At 47.8% G+C, this 18,150-nt stretch carries 14 protein-coding genes and 1 riboswitch; of the genes, 3 read left to right on the forward strand and 11 right to left on the reverse strand.

Annotation, left to right across the window (positions count from 1 at the left end):
- Positions 1–2: 2 nt before the first annotated feature.
- The 3 genes from MKX98_RS19565 to purT all read right to left on the reverse strand — a co-directional run bounded on the left by MKX98_RS19565 (position 3) and on the right by purT (position 4,679).
- Complete coding sequence (locus MKX98_RS19565) at positions 3–1,637, reverse strand: response regulator (RefSeq protein WP_339217997.1); 1,635 nt, start codon at positions 1,635–1,637, stop codon at positions 3–5.
- A 202-nt stretch (positions 1,638–1,839) separates the two neighbouring features.
- A complete protein-coding gene (locus MKX98_RS19570) occupies positions 1,840–3,198 on the reverse strand; it encodes an MATE family efflux transporter (RefSeq protein WP_339217998.1) in 1,359 nt (452 codons plus the stop codon).
- A gap of 320 nt (positions 3,199–3,518) precedes the next feature.
- Positions 3,519–4,679 carry a phosphoribosylglycinamide formyltransferase 2 gene (purT, locus tag MKX98_RS19575; RefSeq protein ID WP_339217999.1) on the reverse strand — a complete coding sequence of 387 codons (1,161 nt, stop codon included), beginning with the start codon at positions 4,677–4,679 and terminating at the stop codon, positions 3,519–3,521.
- 84 nt (positions 4,680–4,763) lie between these two features.
- Positions 4,764–4,844, reverse strand: a riboswitch (ZMP/ZTP riboswitch).
- Positions 4,845–5,097: 253 nt separating this feature from the next.
- On the opposite strand from purT, the gene MKX98_RS19580 reads away from it, so the two are divergent.
- Positions 5,098–6,540 (forward strand): ATP-binding protein, encoded by a 1,443-nt coding sequence (locus MKX98_RS19580; RefSeq protein WP_339218000.1) that lies wholly within the window; start codon positions 5,098–5,100, stop codon positions 6,538–6,540.
- A 10-nt stretch (positions 6,541–6,550) separates the two neighbouring features.
- On the opposite strand, the gene MKX98_RS19585 is transcribed toward MKX98_RS19580, so the two are convergent.
- The 5 genes from MKX98_RS19585 to MKX98_RS19605 form a co-directional block, all read right to left on the reverse strand.
- Positions 6,551–7,183 (reverse strand): YdcF family protein, encoded by a 633-nt coding sequence (locus MKX98_RS19585; RefSeq protein ID WP_220684843.1) that lies wholly within the window; start codon positions 7,181–7,183, stop codon positions 6,551–6,553.
- Between the two features lie 168 nt (positions 7,184–7,351).
- The gene (locus MKX98_RS19590; protein ID WP_339218001.1) at positions 7,352–9,898 is read right to left on the reverse strand and encodes a diguanylate cyclase; all 2,547 of its coding nucleotides are present in this window, start codon (positions 9,896–9,898) and stop codon (positions 7,352–7,354) included.
- 102 nt (positions 9,899–10,000) lie between these two features.
- Entirely contained in the window at positions 10,001–10,522 is a 522-nt protein-coding gene (locus tag MKX98_RS19595; protein ID WP_194543232.1) for a GNAT family protein, read from the reverse strand.
- 250 nt (positions 10,523–10,772) lie between these two features.
- Positions 10,773–11,237: a DinB family protein gene (locus MKX98_RS19600; protein ID WP_339218002.1), complete on the reverse strand. Its 465-nt coding sequence runs from the start codon at positions 11,235–11,237 to the stop codon at positions 10,773–10,775.
- 129 nt (positions 11,238–11,366) lie between these two features.
- Positions 11,367–12,281 (reverse strand): LysR family transcriptional regulator, encoded by a 915-nt coding sequence (locus MKX98_RS19605; protein WP_339218003.1) that lies wholly within the window; start codon positions 12,279–12,281, stop codon positions 11,367–11,369.
- A 330-nt stretch (positions 12,282–12,611) separates the two neighbouring features.
- On the opposite strand from MKX98_RS19605, the gene MKX98_RS19610 reads away from it, so the two are divergent.
- On the forward strand, positions 12,612–13,820 hold the full coding sequence (locus tag MKX98_RS19610; RefSeq protein ID WP_339218004.1) for a peptidase: 1,209 nt from the start codon (positions 12,612–12,614) through the stop codon (positions 13,818–13,820).
- Positions 13,821–13,933: 113 nt separating this feature from the next.
- On the opposite strand, the gene MKX98_RS19615 is transcribed toward MKX98_RS19610, so the two are convergent.
- From MKX98_RS19615 to MKX98_RS19625, 3 genes are all read right to left on the reverse strand, one after another.
- Positions 13,934–14,653, reverse strand: coding sequence for a YebC/PmpR family DNA-binding transcriptional regulator (locus MKX98_RS19615; protein WP_071218688.1), 720 nt, complete (start codon positions 14,651–14,653; stop codon positions 13,934–13,936).
- Between the two features lie 137 nt (positions 14,654–14,790).
- On the reverse strand, positions 14,791–15,714 hold the full coding sequence (locus MKX98_RS19620) for an NADP-dependent oxidoreductase (protein WP_339218005.1): 924 nt from the start codon (positions 15,712–15,714) through the stop codon (positions 14,791–14,793).
- Positions 15,711–17,084, reverse strand: coding sequence for an MFS transporter (locus MKX98_RS19625; RefSeq protein ID WP_339218006.1), 1,374 nt, complete (start codon positions 17,082–17,084; stop codon positions 15,711–15,713). Before MKX98_RS19625 ends, MKX98_RS19620 begins: the two co-directional genes overlap by 4 nt.
- A gap of 177 nt (positions 17,085–17,261) precedes the next feature.
- Here MKX98_RS19625 and MKX98_RS19630 point away from each other — a divergent pair, with 177 nt between their 5' ends.
- Positions 17,262–18,134 (forward strand): LysR family transcriptional regulator, encoded by an 873-nt coding sequence (locus MKX98_RS19630; RefSeq protein ID WP_339218007.1) that lies wholly within the window; start codon positions 17,262–17,264, stop codon positions 18,132–18,134.
- The last annotated feature ends 16 nt before the right edge of the window (positions 18,135–18,150 follow it).

Genomic DNA, 18,150 nt, shown 5'->3' on the forward strand with positions numbered 1-18,150 from the left:
ATCTACCCCCTCGCTTGTGTCCGGTATTCCTTGGGCGAGATGCCGACCAACTTCTTGAAGCAGAAGCTGAAATAATTCGGATCGGCAAATCCGACACGCTCCGCGATTTCGAAGGCTCTAAGATCCGATGATCGAAGAAGCTCCTTAGCCGTTTCCATCCGAAGCTGCATCAAATACTGCACGTAGGTCATTTTGACTTCTCTTTTAAACACAGCGCTAAAATAGCCTGTACTAATATGAAGCTGCATGCACAGCTTCTGCAGAGATAATTCCGAATCAACGTAATGCTCCCGTGTATATTGGAGTGCCTTCTCCACAATGTCTTTGTACGCATGCTGCCTGGAGCTGGCAATATGCTTTCGTATGGTCAAACTAATGTCCTGCAGCCAGGCTTTAGCCTCCTGTAAGCCGGAAAACTTAAAGATCTCCGCATGCAGCTGAAATCCTGCTCCGAACAACGCCTCGATCTCAACCCCGGATTCTTTGGCCGATCGCAAGACGGCCGTTACAACTTCCAGAAGGTATACCTGAACGTCCTGAATGGTACATGAGGCGCCAATGAGTTCATCGAATATATGCGAAATGGCTTCGGTCAATTCCTCTTCGGTTCCGAGCTTTAGACTGCGGATCAGCGCTTGCTCCTTTAATTCATCCAGACGAACCCCCTCCGGTCTCGGACGCTCGACATCATCGATGAAAATGACCTTCTCGGCACCCAGAATCAACCGGTAGTCGAGCGCCAGCAGCGCACCCTGATATGAAAGCTTCAGGTCTGTTAGATTCCCCACCTGTGAGCCCACTCCAATCGTAACCGGCAGCTTCAAATAATGAAGAATGCTTTTTAATAAACGGTCAAGTGTCAACTGCAGCTCGCTAAACCACGCTTCTTCCTCCCTCTCATCATTCGCAATCAGCAGCACAATGCTGTCCTGATATATGAATGCGCTTACAAGAGATGAGGGATCCAGAAGCTCCTTAGCGATGTTCAGCATGGCATGCAGCATTAAATCCAAGTCTCCAGAATGGCGTAGGGAGGCTGAGGACGTTTGCTCCTTATCAACAGAAGCGGGATATAAGGCCATAACCGCAGCAAGGTAACAACCTCCATTCAAAGATAATTCGTAATTTCGAATCTTCTCCTCAACAATCGAGCGGGGTAATTTCCGGGTGAGCAGCGACGCAAGAAACGATTCCCGAAGCAATGGCAGGCTCGTGCGGTAATGCTCCTTCAACTGACGCACATCCTCGCGCTCTGCAACCTCCAAATCGATCTTGTCCTTGATCTTCCTCAATAGCTCCATAAAGCTTTCGGCTGAGAAAGGTTTAAGCAAATACTCGTCCACGCTGAGCGTAATCGCTTGACGGGCATAATCAAATTCATCGTATCCGGTTAAGATCACGATTTTGCACAGCGGCAGAAACTCTCTGAGCCATGAGGCCAGCTGGAGCCCATCCTGAAACGGCATACTGATATCGGTAATGACAACTTCCGGCTCCAATCGCTCCGCAAGCTCTACAGCCTCTCTCCCGTTCTCCGCCGTTCCCTCGATCGTGAATCCGCAGGCTTCCCACTGGATTTCCTGCACGAGTCCCTCTCTTACGTCGGCTTCATCGTCCACTAACAGCACTTTGTACAAGGCAACCCCTCCTGTTCTAATCTGTCAAATGAGTTAAAAGAATCTAATGTGATCTTACCGCGGCCCATCCAAATTTGGAATGCATCATTTTCACGCTGCTTTGAGGCAAAAAAAAAAAAGAACGAATGCATGGCTCTTGAACAACAGAGTGATTTCTGTTCGTTAAGTCATGATTCGTCCTGAACTCGATTGTATAAAATCCTTACGCCTGGGCCGGTATGGAGACGGGATTAGCAGGCGTGCCTAACCTTTTAATGCTCAGGTAGTAGGCAATGCCGAGCGGGATGACGGCTCCGAGCCAAGCCAGCGGGTTCGCCAGGCTTGCGCCGAGGAACCCGATCTGCGCGGTCAGGAAGATGGCAGCCAATACCCGCATGATCAGTTCCATGATGCCGGCTACGGTTGGGATAAAGCTCTGTCCCAGTCCCTGCAGCGTGAAGCGGTAGATGAACAACAGCGACAGAAGCAAATAGGTGCTTCCGTTCGATAAGAAATACAGCCTGCTAAGGGACAGCAATTCTTCCTGTCCATGACCGACAAAGAGGCTGACGGCTGCAGGACCCGCGAATATAACCAGCAACCCCACGGCGATGCTGAAAGATCCCGAGACCCATATACATTGTTTAACTCCAAGCTTGATTCGGTCTATGCGATTCGCACCGAAGTTCTGGGCCGCAAAAGTCGCCATCGTAATGCCAAAGGAACTCATGGGCTGCGTAGCGAGCATGTCAATCTTCTGAGCAGCAGTATATGCGGCTACGGCTGTTGCCCCAAGACCGTTAAGCGTAATCTGAAGAATGATGGCACCGATTGCAATGATGGAGGCTTGGAAGCCCATCGGGAAACCGACCCACATATGCCGGCGTATAAATGTCCTATCGATGGACCAATCAGCATTCTTGAATTGCAGAAGCGGAACCTTTTTATGAATGTATAACAAGCAGAGCAGGCAGGAGAACAGCTGCGATACCACCGTGGCAAGCCCTGCTCCGGCTACTCCCATCTTGAATACGAGAATAAATAACAGATCGAGTACGATATTCAGAATGCTTGCGACCACCAAGAATAGAAGCGGTGTCCGGCTGTCCCCAAGCGCTCTGAGCAGGTTCGCCAGCAGGTTGAACAGCACGGCTGCCCCAACACCCCAATTAATGACGATTAAGTACGAATATGCATCATCCAGGATTTCTGCCGGCGTGTTCATCATGACGAGGACAGGCCTCGTGAATATGACACTCACAATGGTCAGAAAAACCGTGAATACAAGGCTAATCCATATACTCGTTCCCACGCTTTTGCGAACGCCCGCGATATCCTTGGCGCCAAAACGCTGCGCCGTTATGATGGATAAACCTGCCGTCAAGCCTTGGGCAAAGCCAATGACAAAAAACAAAATACTGCCGGTCGAGCCAACGGCCGCAAGTGCGTTCACACCAATGGTGCGCCCAACGATCAGGGTATCCGCCATATTATAAAATTGTTGAAAAATATTTCCGATTAAAAGCGGGATCGTAAACATGATGATCAGCTTGATCGGACTTCCTTGCGTCATGTCTCTCATGTAGATTCTCCTATGCCGTCACTAAACGTTCCTCTATATATTTATTAGATAATATAACGCTATAAAGCCTATAGAGCAGCGCCTTGAAAACATTATAATGAGTGAGGGTCGTTTGTATTCTTGTGTATCTTATCATGAAAGAACATAAATTTCTGCATATTTATCATCAAACGACTAACAAAACTAAGTCACTATGGTCAGAACGGTTCATACCGGATTTTGATCCGCGAAATCATTTCAATGAAAAAAAGATCAACCGGTAAATCGGTTGATCTTTTTTCATGAGATTATGGATGCACCACCCTAAGAATCGGTAATGATTAGGCTTCCTCAATAGCAAGCTCATCCAAAGCCTGCTTCGCACGCGAACGCGCTTCCTCTAATGTGCAGGCGGTTGACAACGCAACTGCGACCCGTCTTCCAACCTTGGTCACCGGTTTCCCAAAAATGCGCAGCTGCGTATTCGGAACAGCCAGTGCTTGCTCGGCACCGGTAATTGAGTAGTCCTCCAGTTCTCGCGCAGCTTTCAGCGGACGGCTGGCTCCCGGCGTTATTAATTCGATCTCCGGGATTGGAAAACCAAGAATGGCACGGACGTGAAGCGCGAATTCAGATAAATTTTGCGTCACCAGCGTAACCAAGCCGGTATCATGCGGTCGCGGAGACACCTCGCTAAAATACACTTTATCCGCAGCAAGGAACAATTCAACACCAAACAATCCATATCCGCCAAGCTCGTCGGTAATCGTCCTTGCAATATATTTAGCTTCCTCCATTTGCTCATCGGACATGTTGTGCGGCTGCCAGGATTCGATATAGTCCCCGCTCTCCTGAATATGACCGATTGGCGCACAGAAGCTTGTTCCATTGACGGAGCGAACGGTCAAAAGCGTGATCTCTGACTGGAACGTAATGAATTCCTCAATGATCACTCTGCCGTTCTGCACGCGGCCGCCTTCCATCGCGATGTTCCAGCAGGACTCGATATCCCCTTCGCAGCGGCATACACTCTGGCCTTTGCCTGAGGAACTCATCAGCGGTTTTATCACGCACGGAAAGCCCATATCCAGGACAGCCTGTTTAAATTCCTCATAAGTATCGGCAAATCGATAGCCTGCAGTAGGCAGTCCCAACTCCTCGGAAGCCAACCGGCGAATCCCTTCACGATCCATCGTAAGCTTCGCAGCTCTGGCAGTAGGAATAACCCGGTACCCCTCTTCCTCCAGTCTAACCAGCTCCGAAGTAGCGAGCGCCTCGATTTCGGGTACGATCAGGTCCGGCTTCTCTAGCTCGATGATTGCGCGTAATTTCTCCCCATCCAGCATATCGAGGACATGGCTGTGATCGGCAACATGCATGGCAGGAGCGTCAGCATAACGATCGACCGCTACGGTTTCAACACCCAGTCTCTGGGCCTCAATCACGACTTCTTTTCCGAGTTCTCCCGAACCTAGCAGCAGTATTTTCTTCGTTTTTAACATCGTTGTTTTATCCCCTTTTCGTAGTTTCAGAGACTTATAAAAAAAGCAGAAAATAATAAAGAGGTAAGGGAAATAAGCTTCCCTTACCTCTGCCCAGGCGTACGGCCGTCGTCATCTATGTGCTCCCTCATGGTCCCCCATGCTACGCCAGTTACACATAAACCTATACATTGTTATTTAAATCATACTTAATCTTCCCGTTAATTGCAATATCACCGTAAGGCGACATTAGGATTTAGACTTCAGCATATCGATGGCATCCTTCAGCGATTGCGAAAGCCACTTCTTAGGGTGGATTTATCGCCAAAACGAGAAATTTCGTTATTGATCTATCGCTTTAAAGGATTGATGAATGATAGGGTCCAACATATAATATGGATAAATTCATTCCTGTCAGATATTTGAAAGGAGACTTGCTGTGCTGCCCTATTCCAACCCCAATCATGATTTTGCCTTTGAACAAGCCGTAATCGGAATGGCATTGATATCGTTTGATGGTTCGATTCTTAAGGTCAATTCGGCACTAAGTGATCTATTGGGATATTCACAGCAGGAGTTAACTGCCGGGGCGCCACAAGAAGATAGCAGCATCCGCGCCTTATTGAATCAAGTGGTTTGGAACGCAAGAGCCGCTCAAAATCAGCAGCAATCCATAACCCAGTTTGAATATGTTTACCACCATCCATCCGATCGTGAAGTATACCTCAGTGTACGTATCAGCGTTAAGGAGGAGCTGGCGCAGAATTTCCGTGGCTGCTTGGTACAGTTTGAAGATCGAACCTTGCTGAGACAACTTATGAAGCAGCTGGAGCTGAAGGAACAGAAGCTAAACGAGAAGGAAAATTCGTTTTTGCAGCTGTTGGAAGGACTCCCCTTATCCGTACTCATAACAAAAAAAGGCATTGTCCACTATGTTAATCCTGCCGCGCTCAGACTTGTTAATGCTGCGCATCCCCGTGACGTCCTCGGGATTTCAACCGACGTGGTAGTCGACGCATCGCACCATAACAAACTGATGAAACGCAGGGCAAAATATGCCGAGAGCGGAGAGATCGGAAGCGTCGATTATCGGATACGCTGTCTGGACGGGCAGGAGAAAATGGTCACGGGATTCACGTTGATCATAAATTATGAAGGCGAAAAAGCGGCGGTCGGAATCTTCAAGGACATCACAGAGCAGCAGATGGAAGAAGATCGCGTGATGCAATCCGAGAAGCTGACCACCGCCGGCCAGTTGGCCGCCGGCATTGCCCATGAAATTCGGAATCCCTTAACTTCGATTAACGGATTCGTAAAATTGCTGCGATCTGCGGAACGAAGCAACGAGCTCTATTTTGAAATCATTGAATCGGAGCTCAAACGCATCGAACTCATTGTCAATGAACTCCTGGTGCTCTCGAAACCGCAGAGCGTTCATGTCAGCGGACCCATCGACGTGTTTGCCATTATGGAACAGATCATTACCCTTATGAAGGTTCAAGCAGCCCTCAAAAATATCGAGATCATCCCTCATTATCCGATGGCACCGGTCTTCGTTCAGGGTGAAGTAAACCAGCTCAAGCAAGTGTTCATCAATCTGCTGAAAAATGCCATGGAAGCGATGAATCAAGGGGGAACCATTACCTTGGACATTTTGCACAACGCTCAAGAGGTTCGAATCATCGTGCAGGACGAAGGGATTGGCATGACGCAGGAACAAATCCAATCCCTGGGACAGCCCTTTGTTACGACCAAAGACACCGGGACGGGACTCGGACTGATGATTACCAAGAACATTATTCATAATCATGGCGGTACGATGAATGTAGAGAGCATACCCAATCATGGGACAACCTTTACGATCCATTTACCGGCTTTATAACGCATACATATTATCGGAATGGTGATGCCAGTTGATAACCGATGTAATAAAAGACTTCTCTGATTAGAAAAGGAACTTTGCTTCTCAGGCTCTGATACGCGCTCCGGGCTGCGGGCGAAGGATTGGCTTCCAATCCCATATCTTCTGCCATCATCATCGCCCGCTTCATATGCAGCGGGTCACTTACAATGAGGTAAGAGGACAGTCCTGCTGAATCTCCTACCTTATTGGCAAAGTGCAGATTCTGCTCCGTGATCGTCGAAGCCGTCTCGACAAGGATGTCACTCTCCGGAACACCATGCTCGATGGCATACTGCCTGGCAACATCCGATTCGGCAAGTTCATCCTCCGAACTGCGTCCCCCTGTAAATATCAGCTTGTCTACGTACTGCCGGTCATACAGCCATAGCGCATGATCAATGCGTCCCTGAAAAACAGGCGATGGCTTCCCTTCCCATACAGCAGCCCCCAGCACGATGGCTGCATCAGACGGGATATTGGCTGTTCTTTGCGCATAATTCCAAATGGTGATGCCCACATACAGCGTATAAATTAACAGGATTCCAATGAATACCCCCAACACATAAATCACGGTACGCTTTCTTCTGCCCCGAGCTTCCCTTGCCGGCATATTTCGTGTCATGCTGCACCCCCAGCGCCCAATCTTAATCTACCCTTAGTGTCCATTCTATCATTTTCAGCAAAAAAAGCCTGCTTGCTCCCTTATTGAGAGCGTCGGGCTTTCTTTGCTGTCAACTATCGTTTTTTTATTCTAGCACTACCGAGAGTAACACAAACTCGAATCTACCGTTTAATCCGCATCATATCCATACAGCGTGACTCTGTTCTTCCCTTTGCTCTTGGCAATATGCATCGCTTTCTCCGTCTCCGCGATCAAATCCGTGAACTTTAACATGGATGCTGGTGTAAGGCATGCCGCCCCCACGCTAACGGTCATAAACCCATCCTCTGCCGAGCGATCCTTGGGAATGCTGAGTGCAAGCACGCCAAGGCGTATCTTCTCAGCCAATTCATAGGTACGTTCGGGGCTTTCGTTTTTCAGCTTCAGGATAAAGGTCCCGCCACCGTAGCGTGATATGGACGCTCCGTAGGGTTCGCCAATAATTTTCAGGGCATCGGCTATCCATTGCAAACATAAATCACCGCCATATAAACCATGAAGGGTATTATATACCCGGAAGTCGTCAATATCGACCATCATCAAGGCTAAAGGCAGCTTATTCTGAACACATTCCTCCCAGTCCATCGACAGTTCTTTTTCAAAAGTCAGCGGATTGGGCAGTTCGGTCAGCGGGTCTGTTGTCACATAATTTTGAAGCTGATCCAGCACATCGGAGTATACCCGATCCGGGCCATCTTCCGCCGTACCTTCTCTCAGAATCACCATAATGGAGGATTTACGCCCTTGATGAATAGCAGCCAGCATAAATTCAAGCTCGATCCCGTTGCCCTCCAGCGTAACAAACCTGCCGCTGCCGGATACTAACTGGGTTTGATTCTGCTCCATCCGTTTGATCTGCTCTCTCAGATCAACTCGCGAATCTTCTCTAGCCAACTTATATATCTCAAGCTGCAGCAGCTCTTCGGGTTTCTTTGCACCGAACAGCGATTCGGCCTGCACATTGCAATACATAATGGTACCTGCCGTTGTCAGTGACAAGAAAGCGACAGGCGACAGGCCCATGAGCTGCAGGTACCGTTCTTCGTTCTCTCTGAAAATTCTCGCATTCTGTATGGCCTGTTCTTTTGCTTGCCTTAATTGATCATCCGTCTGCTTGCGAACGATCGACTTCAATTGCGGGAGAACGCTTAACTCCTGTGACTTCCAAGAATATGAGGTCCCCTCAACCACTTGTCTCCATTTCTCGAAAGATTTACGCGGAGATAAACGGACCTTATCCTCCTCTTGGATAATGGCTTTGGCCGGATCGCCGGCCCAATCCACAATTTGAACAACCTCGGGCCTGAACCACATGACATAATTTTGTTGGCCTGGTGACAAAGCGAGATACAATACACCTGATGCGATATCCTTATAAGCTTTAGCGGGTTCATATTCGGCACTGAGTTCAGAACTGTGGTACGTATAATCTTCGGCCTGGGCAGATAACCAGCCGGCAAGCTCCATGACTTGCTTCGAAGTTGGTGTCGTACCGTACAGCATCAAATTATCTTGATAATAAACGACAGCCCCGGTAGCGCTCATTAAATCGAGCAAGGTCTGCTCCTCGTTGTCAAGCTGTTCGATAACATGGAATACATCGGTTTGGCCGATGAAAATTTCGGTAATGCGGGCGGATAAAATTCTGAGCCTCAACTCGGTTTGATAATCGTCGAGCTGCTGTCGTTGATACAGCTCGTTGGAGAAAAAGGAGCCCAGAAAGTTGCACAGGTTGCGGGTCCGGTGGGATACGTATTTTCTACTATAGTGATGACAAGTAATCAAACCCCACAATTGGTTGTCATGGATAAGAGAAATCGTGGTTGTCGCGCCAACCCCCATATTATGAAGATACTCGATATGAAGCGGAGATACACTCCGCAGCGCAGATAAACTGAGATTCAATGGCTTGCCAGTCAATGGTTGTACCGTAGGAATAATCTCAACCGGCGTATAACTCACATCAACAATCGTCCGCAGCCAATTTCTTAGATACAGTTCACGGGCTTGCCTAGGAATATCCGATGCCGGATAATGGTGTCCCAAAAAAGGCTCCAGCTCCTGCTCTTTAGCTTCGGCAACCACTTTTCCGTTCCAGTGATCATCAAACTCATAGAGCATCACGCGGTCATATCCGAGAATATCCTTCACGAGCTCGCAAGCCACTTGACTCGCCTCCACACGATTCTCGGTTCGTTTCATGCGACTGAAGAACGTCTGTATCCTTTCAAAATCATCCGTAAAGGCTACGGTATCTTCCGATACCAGCTCCAATTCAAGCAGTATCAACCCTTCGCTTTCGTGGACAATTCCGAAAAACGCAACCGGATCATCCCCAACCGGAATCGTTAAATTGATATACTGTAAATCGGGCGTGGCGATCGCCTGAAGATCCCGATGAATCATCAGCTCAAATTGGGCCTTTCCAATAAGTGCTTCCAAATGCTGTCCCAGAAGTGCTTCTGCGCTAATGCCTAAGAACTGATTGGTATTTCGGCTGCATTGGGCGATCCTATAGTCATCAATAGGGTTAATGGCAAGCAGTACGCCATGGGGCTGAATAAATCCTGGAATGTGAATAGGTTCTTTCTCGCAATTCGTCAGGTCGATCGGTCCATCCGTTACATAATCGCCCTCCGTCAGCAGCTCTCGATTTAGTGGATCCTGTTCCGTCATTGCTTATCAACTTCCCTTATTCACAGATTTAATATCAAATAAGCCCAATGCATCTCATTGTTATAAGAGATCCATTGGGCACAGCATATTATAACAATAGAACTATGAGATTGTACGCCATTCAGTCTTCAGCATAGCATAGTAATACTCATCCCACCAGATATCGCCACGAGGAATACACTGTTGAAAATAGCCTTCTCTCCTCATACCCAGCTTCTCCATCACCCGATACGAAGGTGTATTCTCAGGCTGGCATGTCGCAATGATCCGATGCAACCCCATTACTTCGAAACCGTGCTGAAGCAAAGCTCTGGCAGCTTCCGTGGCGTACCCCCTACGGTGATAGGTTGAATTAAACACCCAGCCGATTTCATAGGTATGTTCGCCGAACCATGGATGAAACACCACATGTCCTATCACCCGTTGTTCCTTTTGCAGGCAGACGGCATAATGATGAGCTTTATCGCCCTTGTTCTGAGCAAGAAATTGTTTTACTGTTTCTTCCGTATGCACAGGCTCAGGCATGTAATGCATCACCACCGGATCGGATGTATATTGCAGAACATCCTGCCAGTCTTCTGGTTCAAACTCGCGAATTATTAATCTTTCCGTTACGATATCCATTTGCCCGACTCCTCTTCAAAATGTATTCAAGTGTCCTCTTCATACCGCACACTTCAATACAGAGGCAAATGCGATTCGCCGTATATACAGATCTTTCTTAATTACGCCGGGTCACCCTCTTTCACTTTTCAACTTACTCTCATTAAAGATTCGATCAAAAGAGTGACATTCCTTCATAATATGTCAAATTTCTGGTTATTTTTCCGCTTATCGCTCTCAGCTCGAATTGTTCTTTGTGTTTCATTACAACTTAGACTTGGCTGAGAATCGATTTCATTTTATCAAAATGCATGCCTTCATGATACAAGCAAAAGCTTAAGAATTCTTCGACCCGGGTTAACTTTAAACCTTTGGAGGTTGTATAGGGGGATAAAACCGTATCGTGCAAATGCCCGTTGTACCTGCGTTCGATTCGGTGGACCTGACCCTCAAGCAGTTCGACAAGCTCGTGCATGGATGGCCATGCTTCGCTAATCTCTCTTGGCTTAGAACCCGATCGGAACAGCTCGGTATATTCAACGGGAAGGGTTATGGGTTCTCCATTCACGCCGAACGCAAACCTTTCCGCTATGAATAAAACATGTCCCATATTCCATTTCACGTGGTTATTCATTCCACTCGGAATCAACTCCGCTATATCATCCGGGATATCCCTTACAAGATTCAACGTTTGTGCACGCACAAATTCCAAATGTTCAAACAGGTATGCTTTCATGCAGCCCACTCCTTCTCATTAATATCCAGCGTCCGCTTTAACCGAGTGTACTCCAAATGCGGATAAAGAAATAATATTGTTTTAACTCCGTTTCATAAAAAAAATGGATGAATCAAGGGCAACCCTTCATCATCCATGGATATACTGTTTTTTTTCGCGGATATCCGCTTGAATATAGGAAATAAACGAATGGACTTGCGCAGGTCTCGCTTCTTGCCTCTTGATGCATACCCGAATAGGGTGCGGGAAAGTTACGCCTGACACTTTAACCTTGCCAAGTTCGCCCAAAGCCAGTTCTTTCTTGATAGAAAGAGCAGGAACTAACGCAGCCCCGTATCCCGCTTTTACTGCTTCAATGGATTCCTTCAACCCCTCTATCGTTATGGAACAGCGAGGTTCGCGTGCATCCGATGACTCCATCAACGACCATAACTGTTTTCGCGTGTAACTTCCTTCTTCCCTCAGCACAAAGGGTTCCTCCATAAGCTCAAGGAATGTCACTTCTTTATCGGCTAGTCGATGAAGGGCAGGCACAGCAAAAATTAATTCATCTTCCATTATTGTAAAGGACTCGATATCTTCCGCTTCAATGGGCCAGCTGCCGCATACGATGGAGATATGCACCGAATCGTCCTGTAACCGCTGCAGCGCGGTTCGGGAATTTCCTTTCAGCAGCTGCACCTCCATCCTTGGATGCTCCTGCTTATACCCAACCAGCCATCCGGGCAGCAAAGCGCTCTCGGGCAGCTCCGTAGCGCATATTCGCAAACTTCCCTGCTGACCGGATTTGATGGCCTCCATCATCTCTTCCATCTCGGCTTCCATCGCAAATAACCGCTGGGAATGCCTGGCCAACGCTATGCCTGCTTCAGTCAATTGAATATTGCGTCCGTTAGCCTCAATCAATTTCATGCCGAGCTCCCGCTCCAAATTGCGGATTTGGGCCGTAACGGCTGGTTGACTTAACAGCAGATTGCCGGCCGATCTCGTAATGCTTCCCGTCTTGGAGACATCATTAAAAATGCGTAGTGCATGAAGATTCATAGGTCATCCCTCGATTCTTGAACTATTCACCTGGTCAATCTGTTGCGATCATTTAGATCGTTTATATCCTAAATGAAGTCCATTTGTAAACTGCTGAATCAAATATAGGACACATTGAGGGAAGTGCTCTGAATATAAGGAGCTCTGACTTCTTGGTGATCCGAGTTCGTAATCAGCATGATGATCCGTTTTCATGATTTTTCATGGTCCTGCAACCTTTTAACAATTCTCCCGTCTATAGTGGTGCAGCAAGTACATTTTACCAATTCATGATACGACTTGGCTGAATCCTAGCGTTCTAAGATAATCTACATTTGGAGGATACCTACCATGAAAAAAATCTACAAAGTACTAGCAACCGCTACGGTTCTCGCGATGGCGGCACTGCCAATAGCAGCGAATGCACAGGCCGTCCCTCCTGCTACAGCCCATAAGGGACAAGGCAACATCACAAATCAGGTGAAGAAAAGCGTTCCTGGAACGATGGGTTACATAACGGACTTCGTCAATGACGAGTCAGGCACATGGATTACCGTAACCGGCCGCGGCTTGGCAGCAACCGATCAACAAGAAATCAAGCTCTCGATATCCAAAGATACTAAAATCATTGATGCCAAAGGCAACCAAGTCCAGCTCCAAACGATCGTGGATAAAAACAAAGCGATTAAAGCTTTCTATAACCCAAACATAACGAAGAGCCTACCCGCTCAAGGTTCGGCTCTTACGATCATTGTACAGGATAACGACCTCGCCGGTATTGATGGAACCATCTCGGAGGTAACCAAACAAGGCATTCTGGTGGAAGGAACCAATCTGTACAACGACAGTGAAGAAACCATGCTGCTTCATCTGGATCCAAAAGCAAAAATCATCGATCAAAACGGCAGCGCACTGAAAGCAAGCGACCTGGAAGCCGGCATGAGTATTCGCGCTTTCTATGGACCTTACGTGGCGTTAAGCATGCCGCCTCAATCCTCAACGAATTATATACGGGTCAACACGAATGCCGAGAATAACGATCAGGAGCAAGCTGCGGGCATTGACGGCATCCTTACAGAAATGAAGGATGGTAGAATAAGCGTTTCCGGTAAACCAGCTAAAGCAGGTGACCTCGAATACGTTGTGCTCGCTGTTGATGGCGACACAAAGATTGTAGATGCCGGGGGCAAATCGTTAACGGCTGAAGTCTTAAAATCGGGTCTGCGAATCGAAGCTGAATACGTGTCCGTGATTTACCCTGCCCTGCCCCATGCAGATAAGATCGTGGTCTCCGACACCACAGCGCCCAAAGTCGAAGGCACGATAACTACATCCGAACGCACGTCAAAGGATCAAGTGTATATCAATGTGGGTTCAGATCAATCCACCGACAACGACATCATCATCAACATCTCCAAGGATACTCAAGTGATTGGACTGAATCCCGACGAGAAGCTGGAACCCGGCATGAACATCGTGGTCTTCCACTCGCCTATCATGACCATGTCCATTCCAGCAATCACATCCGCTGAAGTGATTATGGTTCAAGCCGACAACTAAGCTGTTGCTCTGGCTGCTTACCGCTGCTAAAATAAATCAAAAAAAACACCATCGTACTCAGGATTCCTGAATACGATGGTGTTTTAATGTAGTAAGATATTAATCGTTACGAACTATTCCTCAAATTCCACGTTGTGATACACCTGCTGAACATCCTCGAGATCTTCAAGAGCATCGATCAGCTTCTCAAACTGGGCAACTCCGTCCTCCGGCAGGGTGACGAAATTTTGTGCCAGCATCGTCAGCTCGGCAACCGTAAATTCCGTAATACCAGCGGCTTTGAATGCTTCCTGAACCGCATGGAATTGGTCGGGTTCTGCATAGACGATCACTGCTTCTTCCTCTTCCAGGATGTCACGGACATCCAGGTCGGCTTCGAGCAGCAGATCCATGACTTCCTCAGCCGACTTACCTTCGACGCCGATGACTGCGGTTGGATCAAACATATAAGACACTGAACCGCTGACGCCCATATTCCCGCCGTTCTTATTAAAGGCAGAACGTACAGCAGGCGCCGTACGATTGACGTTGTTGGTTAAAGCGTCAACAATGATCATCGAACCGTTCGGACCAAAACCTTCATAGCGAAGCTCTTCATAATTCTCATCCCCGCTGCCCTTGGCTTTATCCAAGGCGCGGTCAATAATGGCTTTCGGCACATTGTATGTTTTGGCGCGCTCAAGAACAACCTTCAGCGCACGGTTGGACTCGGGATCCGGTTCCCCCTTCTTGGCTGCCACATAAATTTCGACACCAAATTTCGCATATACGCGACTTGTATTTGCATCCTTGGATGCTTTTTTCTCTTTAATATTATTCCATTTACGGCCCATATATTTCCGCTCACTTTCATTATTGAATCTGTAGCCGGTATTCAATAAATACCCTCGTCCATTATATATCTATTAAGTCCCTTGAACAAGGTTAAGAGCTTATATCCGGAAAATAGACAAATACCCGTAACCATCAATCAGCGCTGTTCACCGACAAGTAAGATCACCTTTCCCCGGCCATGACCCGTTTCAACAAGGCGATGCGCTTCCGGCGCCTCGTGCAGCGGAAACACCTCTCGAATATGAATGCGAATATAACTCTCCATATATAAATCCACCAGCTCCTGCAGTCTAGCTGCCGTTCTCGTGCCGCTTAGCACGGGTATACCCAACTCCACAGCAGTCTCGTCCGACACCATCGTGCGGATACGCTCCTTGTTGTGCACAAGCTGGGCAGAAGCCCTTAATGCCTCGGGGCCGGCAGCATCAACTGCAGCATCGATTCCTTGCGGCGCGATTCTGCGGACCCTTTCCACAAGCCCAGCGCCATATGCAACCGGTATAACGCCGATGGACCGCAAATATTCATGATTGCGCTCACTTGCGGTTCCAATGACAGCTGCTGCGCCCCAGGCTTTTGCCAACTGGCATGCAAAGGTACCAAACCCGCCTGCCGCGGCATGGATGAGCACGGTGTCTCCTTCCTCAATTCCAACAGATTTCAATGCCATATGTGCCCCCTGGCCATTACCGGAGAAACCTCCAGCTATTTCCCATGGCATGCGCTCGGGTTTGATTACAATCTGATCCGCATCCACCACGACATATTCAGCGTAACAATGGAGCAGTGAGAACCCAAGTACCTCCATGCCCACTGCGAATTGATCGACGCCTTCCCCGACCTGATCGATCACGCCAGCGAACTCATTGCCCGGTATCATCGGGAAACGCTGTTGACGGACATAGCCTATGGTTCCGTTGCGAACCCCGCAATCAAAGGGCAGCACGCCAGCTGCCTTCACGCGGACTCGCACAGTACCCGGTCCTGCCTGCGGCTGCTTCATTTCCGTTAATTTTAAGACCTCAGGTGGACCGAATGAAGTAATGGCCATAGCTTTCATCTGCAACATCTCCTCTTTTCGTAATGCTTATTAAAAAATGAAATAAAAAGCGCCGCTACAACTGCAATCATGATCATCAGCATGAAGTATATATTGCTAAAGACATACGCGCTCAGATCGTGGATCAACGGGTTCCAAGCCTTAGCGGCTTCCAGATCCACCATGGTTCCGTAAAGGCTGGCAAATATCGCTCCTGCCATGAAATTCAACATCGACAATATGCCCATTCCCACTCCACTTTGTTCATGCGGCAGCGTCAATGAAATGGATTTGGACAGCGCAATCGACATAAAGGCTTGCCCGACACCACCGAGAATCAGGAACAAGGCAATCCATACAGGCGAGGCCCCCGTAAATGACGATAATAATAGAAAACAGAACAGAAATAAGCTTACGGCGATGTGGAACAGATATGAAGTGCCTTTACGGTCCGCCATCGTGCCTCCGAATTTGCTGAGTAATGCGGTAGCGATTGCTGCTGGCACCATAACATATCCCGTCAAACCCAGCCTCAATTGGTGAACTTGCGTTAACAGCGTCGGCGTCAGGAACACAAGAGAATATCCTATTCCTGTTACTGCGAAAGCAATTACCAAGCCAAGCGTGTAACGAACGTTTTTGAATACCCCCGGGTTTATAAAAGGAGCTGCCGCTTTCCGGATTCTCCAGATGAAACAAGTCAATAGCAGGACAAAACTGATCAGGGTCAATGCTGTTGGATTCGTAATAGAGAGCAGCAGGCTAGCTACAGCTCCTGCTAGCAGACCGCAACCGGGCCAATCCATTTGGGCTGTGCCAACTCTTTCATCATGTAAATATTTGTAGTAGAAAGGCAATGTCAACAGAATGAGTAACGGCATGCAAAATAACACGCGCCAATGGACAAAGCTTACAAGCATTGCCGCTACGGCTGGACCAGCTGCACTGCCGATAGCGCCGCCTGTCATCGATATCCCTAAAGCTCTTCCCCTATGCTTCGGAGGAAAATAGCGCACGGGGATGATGCCGGATATCGCCGGTATGACTGCTGATCCTGCAGCCTGCAGCATCCTTCCGAAGATGAGCATTCCGTAAACCTGAGACAGCATCCCGATAACCGAACCGACTATAAAGGTGATAAACCCGATGGAAATCAAGATTTTCAGCTTGTAACGATCGGCAAGCTTTCCGTAGATAACACTTCCCATAGCAAATACAAGCAAATACGATGTCGTTACCCAGCTGACTAAGGCCATGCTCAGCCCAAACTCTCGCCTGATTTCTGGGAGCACGATATTAAACATCGTTGCATTCATAACCGATATGGCAAGAGTAAATGCCAGAACGCTGATTAATGCTTCGCTTGATGACTTTCTTTTCCCGATTCCCATAAAAGCCCCTTCCTTCCGAATTTTAAAAGGGATACCCTATTACGTTTGTGTACCGATGTACAAATCTTAAAAGGGATTGTTTTCCTCTCGTTGTTTATTTTATAATGGGTTCGAAATAAACAAAAATATATAATATGCTATATAGATCATATACTGGAGTATATAGGGGGATGAAGGATGGAACTTCTGCAGCTGCGTTATTTTCAAACCGTAGCCCGAACGGAACACATGACGAAAGCAGCTCAAGAGCTTCATATTGCACAGCCTGCTTTAAGCAAAACCATATCCAGGCTGGAAGCGGATGTCGGAGTTCCGTTGTTTGATCGTCATGGCGGGAGAATCCGATTGAATACATTTGGGAAGCTCTATTTGGATAAAGTTGAACGTGCACTTCATTTGCTGGAGGAGGGCCAGAAAGAAATCAATGAACTTGCAGGACTTCAGCATGGCAGTATTCATCTGGCAACCTCAACCCTGGATCCGTTATCCGAACCGCTGAGTCAGTTTCTGGCGGAGCACCCTGACGTTAATTTTCAAATATCCCAGGTCGGAACGGATGACATGATGAAGTTGATGGAAATGGGGCAGGTCGATTTATGCTTTACTTCGATGGCGATGGAGCAACCCCTGTTATCTCAAGTGACCGTGCTTCGCGAGGATGTGTATTTGGCTGTACCCCAAGCGCACAGGCTCGCTGACCGTACGTCCATTAACTTGGATGAATTGAAGGAGGAAGCTTTTATCGGCTACAAGGAAGATTTTATATTCCAGCAAATGAACGATACATTCTTTCAGGAGGCTGGAATTACGCCCAGATATGTATGCCGGGTTGACGAACCTCCGGCTATTGCAAGTCTGGTTCGTGCCGGTCTTGGTGTTGCCCTCTTCGGATGTTCTCATGTCCAAGACGCCAAGCTTAAGCTTCTGCCCATTGCGAAGCCCGAATGCAAACGGCACTATCGGCTTATCTGGCATGAGAAGCACTATTTATCCTTAGCGGCTCGTCAGTTCCGTGATGACGTCATTCATTACTTTTCGGAAAAATCGTAATACACAGCAAGATTCC

The sequence above is a fragment of the Paenibacillus sp. FSL W7-1332 genome (assembly GCF_037969785.1).
In the GTDB taxonomy this organism is placed as follows: domain Bacteria; phylum Bacillota; class Bacilli; order Paenibacillales; family Paenibacillaceae; genus Paenibacillus_AQ.